The organism is Streptomyces sp., assembly GCF_036566765.1.
GTDB lineage: Bacteria > Actinomycetota > Actinomycetes > Streptomycetales > Streptomycetaceae > Streptomyces.
On sequence record NZ_DATCVQ010000422.1, the window covers coordinates 43,122 to 49,958 of the forward strand.

The following is a 6,837-nucleotide window of genomic DNA, read 5'->3' on the forward strand; positions in this document are numbered from 1 at the left end:
GTTCCGAACCGAGCACGGCCCCTCCCGGTCACCCCCCACCACACCGTCCCCCCGCGATCGTCACCCCGGCTTGGTCCCCCACCCGCAGCCCCCACTGCGCACCGCTCGCCCTTCCACTCACCCCCCACACCTCGACACGAGTTGGAGCACGCATGCCCCAGCACGTTCCTCCCCCGCCGCTCCACCCGCTTCCGCAGCCGCTCCCCCGGACGCTTGCCTCCCTCACCCCCGCCCCCCGTCCGCGCGCGGCCGAGCCGCCCCGCCGCATCGCCTTCCTCGCCCATCGCGACCTGGACAACCCGGCCGCCGGAGGCTCGGAGCTCCTGATCGACCGGCTCGCCTCCGGACTGACCGAGCTCGGCCACGACGTCACGCTGCTGTGCGGCGGGCCCGCGGCGCAGCGGCCCTACCGCGTCGTGTCGGCCGGCGGCGGGCTCGGGCACTTCGTCGGCGCGCGCTCCGCCTTCGCCCGGCAGGTCGGCGACTGCGATCTGCTCGTCGAGGTGTGCAACGGCATGCCGTACCTGTCCCCGCTGTGGCATCACGGTCCCACCGTGTGCCTGGTCAACCATGTGCACACCGAGCTGTGGGGCATGCGCTTCCCCGCGCCCGTCGCCCGCGCCGGACGGCTGCTCGAACACTGGGCCCTGGCCCGTGCGCACCGCGGCAATCTGCTGGTGGCCGTGTCGCCCTCGACCGCGGGCGCGCTCCGCGCGATCGGGGTGCCGCAGGAGCAGATCCGTGTCGTGCACAACGGCGTCCACGAGCCCGGGGCGCGCGTCCCGCGGTCGGCGACGCCGTTGTTCGTCGCGCTCGGCCGGCTGGTCGAGTACAAGCGCATCGATCTGCTGCTGCGGCTGTGGGAGCGGGTCCGGCCCGTCACCGGCGGCCGGCTGGTCATCGTCGGCGACGGTCCAGAGCGCGGGCGGCTCCAGCAACTCGCGGGTCCCGACGTGGAGTTCATGGGTCATGTGTCGGAGCAAGAGAAGCACCGGCTGCTGTGCGAGGCATGGCTGCTGCTGCACCCCGCCTCCGTCGAGGGCTGGGGGCTCGTGGTGACCGAGGCCGGCGCCCGCGGCACCCCGACGCTCGGGTTCGACGTGCCAGGGCTACGGGACTCCGTCCAGGACGGCATCACCGGACTCCTGACCCGCGGGGAGTCGTCGTTCGCCGCCGCGTGGTGCACGCTGGCGCTCGACGACAGGCGGCGTGAGGCATTGGGCAAGGCCGCCGTCGAGCACGCCGCCGACTTCCGCTGGAGCAGCACGGTGCGGCAGTTCCGCGCCGTCGCCGCGGAGGCCGTGCACCGCGCGCGCCCACAGGGCCGGGGCGCGCAGGCGGAGGGCGCGCGCACGTGAAGGACCCGTCGTTCCGCCGCTCCCTCGCCCTCTTCCGGGCCTTCCTGCGCGAGCAGGACGATCCGCACGCCGCGTACGAGCTGCTCGCCCACGACGCGGCCGACCAGGTCGAGCGCCATGTCCGGCTGGACGGCCGGGTCGTCGTCGACGTCGGCGGCGGACGCGGCTACTTCACCCGGGAGTTCCGCCGCCGCGGGGCCCACGGCTACCTGTTCGAGCCGGACCTGGCCGAACTCGCCTCTCTACCGAGCGCGGGGACGGTCGTCGCCGACGGCTATCTGCTGCCGCTCGCCGACGGCGCCGCCGACGTGTGCTTCTCCTCCAACGTGCTTGAGCACGTGCGCGATCCCGGCACGTTCCTCAGCGAGATGGTCCGGGTGACCCGGCCCGGCGGACTGATCTACGTCTCGTTCACCAACTGGCTCTCGCCGTGGGGCGGTCACGAGTGGGCGCCCTGGCACTACCTGGGCGCCGAGCGGGCCCGGGCCCGCTACGAGCGGCGCACCGGCCGGGCCGCAAAGCACCGCCTCGGCGAGAACCTGTTCGCCCTCGGCGTCGGGCCGACCCTGCGCCACGTCAGGGGCCGGGACGACGTGGAGATCGTCTCCGCCCGCTCCCGCTACTGGCCCGTTCTCCCGGAGGTCGTTCCTCGGGTGCCGGGGCTGCGGGAGTTCGCGACGTGGAACCTCCTCCTCATTCTCCGGCGGTGTCCGTGACCAGCACTGTCCATGCCCGCCCGCCCGCGTCTCCGGCCCCGCCCGGGCCCCCGCCCGCCGCGCCGGAGCCTCCGCGCTGCTCACGGCGCTGGCTGCTCGGCTTCTGGGCGGCCGTGTTCCTCGCGTTCCTTGCCGTATCGCCCGGGCGGATGACGTTCGAGACCAAGCTGGGCGTCGTCGCCGACCCGTGGCGATTCCTCAGCGACCTGGGCCAGTTGTGGCACGACCGGGCCGGCTTCGGCGGCATCGCCGACCAGTACGTCGGCTACGCGATCCCGATGCTGCCGTTCCACGCCGCCGCCGACCTGGTGCACCTGCCCGTCTGGCTGGCCGAGCGGCTCTGGCTCTCCTTCGTGGTCACCACCGCGTTCTGGGGCGCGCTCCGGCTCGCCGAGCGCCTCGGCGCCGGCTCGCCCGCGACACGGCTCATGGGCGCGGCGGCGTACGCCCTGTGGCCGACGTACACGATCGTCGTCGGCTCCACGTCGGCCGCCGCCCTGCCCGGCGCGATGCTGCCGTGGGTGCTGCTGCCGCTGACGGACCCCCGGATGAGCCCGCGCCTGGCCGCGGCCCGCTCCGCGCTGCTGATCCCGCTCATGGGCGGCGTGAACGCCGCGTCGACGCTGGCCTCGCTGCTGCCCGTCGGCCTGTATCTGCTGTCCCGCCCGGGCGGTCCGCGCAAGCGCGCCCTGATCGCGTGGTGGACGCCGTGCGTGATCCTCGCGACGGCCTGGTGGATCGTGCCGCTGCTGCTCCTGGGGTCGTACGGCGAGAACTTCATGCCGTACGTGGAGTCCTCGCAGACCACCACGGCGACGATGTCGGCGGCCGAGGTGCTGCGCGGGGCCGGGAACTGGGTGGGCTATCTGAACTTCGGCGAGCCCTGGCTGCCGGCCGGCTGGACCGTCGCGACCTCGGCCGTCGTGATCGCCGGCTCGGCCCTCGCCGCGGCGCTCGGCCTCGCCGGGCTCGCCCGGCGGGACCTGCCCGAGCGGCGCTGGCTGGTACTGACGGCGACGGTCGCCGCCCTGGTCACGCTCGCCGGGTACGGCGGGGCGCTGGGCGGCCCGTTCCACGAGACGGTGCAGGGCTGGCTGAACGGGCCGCTGGTGCCGTTCCGGAACATCTACAAGTTCCAGACGGGGCTCGCCCTCGCGCTCGCCCTGGGCCTCATGCACCTGACGGCCACGGCCCTGCCCCGGTCCATACCGGTCCGGGCCCGCCGCCTCGCGCCCGCCGTGGCCGCCGTGCTCGTCCTGCCCGGCCTCGCCTGGCCGTACGTCAACGGCTCGATCCTGCAGCCGGGTTCGTTCCGGCAGCTGCCCGCGTACTGGGAGGCGACCGCGGACTGGCTGGACGAGAACGCGCCCGAGGACCGTGCCCTCGTCGTCCCGGCGACCGCGCACGGGATCTACACCTGGGGCTCGCCGATCGACCAGCCCCTCGACGTCCTCGCCCGCTCCCCGTGGGCGCAGCGCGACTACGTGCCGTTCGGCGCCCCCGGCAACCGGCGGGCGATGGACGCCGTGGAGCAGGCCCTGACCTCGGGCGGCGAGGTGCCCGGGCTCGCCGCGTACCTCGCCCGGGCCGGGCTGTACCACGTCGTCGTACGCAACGACCTCGACCCGGACCAGCTCGGCCACGTCCCCACCGCGACCGTGAAGCGAACCCTCGAGGCCTCCGGATACCGGCGCGTGACCGGCTTCGGCCCGCTGCTGACCGACGGCCGGATCGCCGACGACACGCCCGTCCAGGTCGAGGGTCTCTACCCTCGCCAGCGCGCGGTCGAGATCTACGCGCCCCCGTCCGACGTCCCGCGCCCCGGCCTCGCGCGCGTGACGCCCGTCTCCGGCACGGCGGTCGTCAGCGGCGGACCCGAGTCCCTGCTGCCGCTGTCCGCGTCGGGAGCCCTGGCGGGGCGGCCGGCGGTGCTCGCGGGCGACGCGCACCCGGGCGTGGACCGGCCGTCGCTGTACGCGGCGGGCGACGGGATGCGCCGCGCCGACACCCGGTTCGGACTGGTGAACTCGGGCACCTCGCACACGTACACCCGCGAGGAACGCAACGCGGAGCGGGCGGTCCAGGACCCGGGCGACGAACCGCGGCAGATCCTGCCGCTCTCCGGGATCCGGCACCAGACGACCGCGGTGCTGCGCGGCGCGGCGTCCGTGACCGCGTCGTCGGTCGGGAACTGGCTGTTCCACCTCCCCCAGTACGACCCCGTCAACGCCTTCGACGGCAATCCGGACACCGGCTGGGCCGAGGGCTCCCCCGGCTCCCCGCAGGGCGAGTGGCTGCGGATCGCCTTCACCGGCCCGACCCGTATCCCCGGGACGCTGGATCTGACCCCGCTGCCCGGCGGCGAGGTGCGCGCCGCGCCCACGGTGGTGCGGGTGGAGACCGACCGGGGCAGCCGGGTCAGCCCGCTGCGGCCGGACGGCAGCAGGCAGCAGGTCGCCGCGCCGGAGGGCGAGGCGACGTGGCTGAAGGTGACGATCCTGGAGTCGCAGCAGGGCCGCCCGGGGCTGACCGGCGCCGGGTTCACGGAGATCTCCGTCCCCGGCGTGCAGGTCACACGGATGCTGGAGCTGCCCGCCGACGCGCCGCGCGACCTCGACGGCCCGGTCGTGTACGCGCTGTCCCGCGGCAGCGATCCCGGCGGGCTGTCCGCCGTGTCCGCCGAGGTGGGGCTGCACCGGCAGTTCGAGGCCGCCCGGGCCGGCGACTACACGGTGCGCGCGACCGCCCTTCCCGTACCGGGCAAGGAGCTCGACGACCTGCTGTTCGACCTCACCGGGCAGCGGGAGAAGATCGTCGTGAGCGCGGACTCGACCGCGCGGCTCGGGACGAATCTCAGCCCGCGCAATCTGACGGACGGCGACCTGACGACAGCCTGGGTCGCGGGCGACCGGCCCGTGCTGCATCTGACCTGGCCGGAGAAGACCTCGGTCGGCGAGATCGTCCTCGCCGCGGCCGGCGGGCTGGCTACCCGGCCGGAGCAGGTGCAGATCAGCTCGCCGGACGGGACGGCGATCGCGGCGGTCGACGAGAACGGCATGGCGCGGTTCTCCCCCATCACGACCGACCGGATGGACATCACCATCTCCCGGGTCGCGCCGCTGACCCTGCACAACCCGGTCGCCGACGAGCAGTTGCAGCTGCCGGTCGGCCTGAGCGAGCTGCACATTCCGGCGCTGGAGAAGTACCGCGCCCCGCAGCCGGATCCGGCGAAGCGCTTCACTCTGCCGTGCGGCAAGGGCCCGATCGTCTCGGTCGACGGCCAGTTCCTCGCGACCCGCGCCGAGGGGCGGGTACGGGACCTGACGGAGCGTCGGCCGATCGCCGTGTCCCTGTGCAACGACGGTGGCCGAGTCGCCCTCGACCGTCGCACCCACACCGTCGAGGCCGGTGACACAGGTCCGCTCGCGGTCACCGGCATCGAGCTCGCGACCGGAGAGTCGCGGGCCGCGGCGGCCACGGCGCGCGAGGTGGACGTCGTGTCGGGCGGCGGAGACCGGCGCAGCCTTCGGGTGGGCGCGGGCGAGGCCTCATATCTGCAGCTCCACGAGAACCACAACGCGGGCTGGAAGGCCACGCTGGGCGGAGAGGAGTTGCGCCCGCTGCGCATCGACGGCTGGCAGCAGGCCTGGCTCGTTCCCGCCGGCGAGGGCGGCACGGTGACGCTGGTGTACGAGCCGTCCCGGCTGTACGACGCCGGGCTCATCGCCGCCGGGGCACTGCTGCTGGTGCTCGTCGGGCTTGCGTTCGTCGGCCGCCGTCGGGCGGCGGCTGGGGCGACGGAGGGCGCGGACCTCGCGCCGCCCGCACCGGGGCTGCTGCTCGGCACCGTCGTGCTGACGGTGGTGGGCGTCGTGATCGCGGGGCCTGTGGCGGTGGTCGTGCCGGTGCTCGCGGTCGTCGCTCGGCTGCGGCCGGCGCTGCTCGGACCGATCGCCTTCGCGGCGATGGCGGGTGCGGGAGTCGCCGCGCTCGCGGGGAGCGGCGAGGCGGTGGGCTTGGGGCAGGGGGCGTACGGGCCGGTGGCCCAACTCCTGGCTCTTGTCGCGCTGTTCGCGGCCCTGGTGACGGTCGGCGGTGCACGGCCTGGTGCGCACCGGGCCGGGAGCGGGGGCGGGGGCTCGGGCTCGGCCGGGCGGCCCGGGGAAGGGGATGCCTGATGGCGACCGATCAACGGGCTGACGTCCAACGCACGGCCGGAAGGCGGAAGTCGCCGCGCGTGCCGTTTGCCGTCGCGGACGAGATCGCCAAGCACTGTGCCGACGCCCATGAGCCGAACACGGTGCACATCGAGATCCATCTGCCGGGGCGGGTCCACCCGGACCGGCTGCGCGACGCCTTCGAAAGGGCGCTGGCCCGGCATCCACGGGTGTTGATGCGGGAGCGGAGGCGCGGGCCGTTCGCGCGGCGCTACGAGTGGGAGCTGACCGACGGTCCCGGCGCACATGTGGTGTTCTTCCCGCCGCGCGCGCCCGGCGCTCTCGTACGGGCCCGGGAGCGGGCGCTGGCCGAGGCTCCGTCGCTGCTCTCCGCTCCGCCGCTGCGCCTGGAGGTGGTCGAGGAGCCCGATTCCAGAGGCTGCGTCTTGCTGTTCACGGTTCATCACACGGCGCTCGACGGTCCCGCCTGTCTGCGCATCGCCGCGACCGCCGCGGAGATCTACAGCGGTCACGCCGCCCCGGCCGTCCCGGCGCCGGTCCGCCCACCGGCCGGTCCGGCGCTCCGGCCGGGCGGGGCCTCGGCGG

General features: G+C 74.8%; 3 protein-coding genes and 1 pseudogene. All 4 read left to right on the plus strand.

The features are described from left to right. Window positions 1-152 precede the first annotated feature (152 nt). Window positions 153-1,358, plus strand: coding sequence for a glycosyltransferase family 4 protein (locus VIU94_RS24910; RefSeq protein WP_331914293.1), 1,206 nt, complete (start codon window positions 153-155; stop codon window positions 1,356-1,358). After that, window positions 1,355-2,074, plus strand: a complete 720-nt coding sequence (locus VIU94_RS24915) for a class I SAM-dependent methyltransferase (RefSeq protein ID WP_331914295.1) — start codon at window positions 1,355-1,357, stop codon at window positions 2,072-2,074. The genes VIU94_RS24910 and VIU94_RS24915 overlap by 4 nt, the downstream gene beginning before the upstream one ends. Then, the gene (locus VIU94_RS24920; RefSeq protein ID WP_414721007.1) at window positions 2,071-6,252 is read left to right on the plus strand and encodes an alpha-(1->3)-arabinofuranosyltransferase domain-containing protein; all 4,182 of its coding nucleotides are present in this window, start codon (window positions 2,071-2,073) and stop codon (window positions 6,250-6,252) included. The genes VIU94_RS24915 and VIU94_RS24920 overlap by 4 nt, the downstream gene beginning before the upstream one ends. After that, window positions 6,252-6,837, plus strand: a pseudogene (locus tag VIU94_RS24925) (condensation protein); the annotation flags it as partial. The gene VIU94_RS24920 and the pseudogene VIU94_RS24925, both read left to right, overlap by 1 nt.